At 39.3% G+C, this 941-nt stretch carries 1 protein-coding gene; it reads right to left on the reverse strand.

Annotation, left to right across the window (positions count from 1 at the left end; all coding sequences use genetic code 11):
* The coding region (locus R7Z50_RS25335) for a TIGR02594 family protein (protein ID WP_318149462.1) at window positions 1-811 on the reverse strand (811 nt) is incomplete at its 3' end.
* Window positions 812-941 lie beyond the last annotated feature (130 nt).

A 941-nucleotide genomic window follows, 5' to 3' on the forward strand; every position in this document is an offset into this window, starting at 1 on the left:
AACTTTCCGTTCCTGCTAAGACAGAGCCTTTTGTATATACAGGTAAAGTACCTTTTGTTTCATCGTAGTTACTCGGTACTACGAACTTGTCCCAGACATCAATAGAGTACTTTGCTATATTGACTTGGTTGCTTTGGTTTCCTCCTAACATGTACAAATGCCTACCATCAGGGCTCTTTCCCACGACAAAAGCAACATGCCCACCACCTTTTCTCGATTTAATCCCTAGAGCTCCATGTATAGGATCTGAGATGTTTTTACCAAAACCCTTCCACTCCTTTGCTCGATAAGCTTCTTTTACTGGAGTGATTCCGTGTTGTTTAAAAACCCAAGCGGCAAACGAACCACACCAAGCATTTTGACCTCCAGAGTCATCAGTCCCCCAGAACTTAGATGCCGTAAAATACTCTAAAATCCTTGGGTTGGCTTTAGTACCTGAAACTTCTTTTTGTCCAATTTCTCCCAACGCTGTTTTCATCCAAGGTACTTTGGTTACTAGTTTTTGAGCATCATGAGGATCATTTTTCACTGAGCTATAGGTTGGTAATCCATTGAGCTTACGATGAGTTCTACCATTTACATCAATCCGACCATCTGGCTTTACCATATAAAGCAGCTTACGCTGACACACTTTTATTGCCTCTACTGTTTTCGATAAATGAGGGCTCCGCCCTAACGAGCCATCAACAACCAACAGTCGGGTAAACCCTATTCTCTTTTGGTTATCATTTAAAAATTGTTGAACTGCTTTAACATCATTTTTAGAGTTAGTGCCATTTATACCAACAGAACCACGGATTTTTAGTCCCATTCTCATTACCTTTATAGCTAATCATATACTTAAGAAAGTACGCCTTAGCGTGACAACAATAAAGATGAAATATTTTTTATACGATTAGCCATACGAGGGGAATTAGGTGTTGAAAATATAGATTACAAAT

Source organism: Vibrio sp. 1249-1 (genome assembly GCF_033340495.1).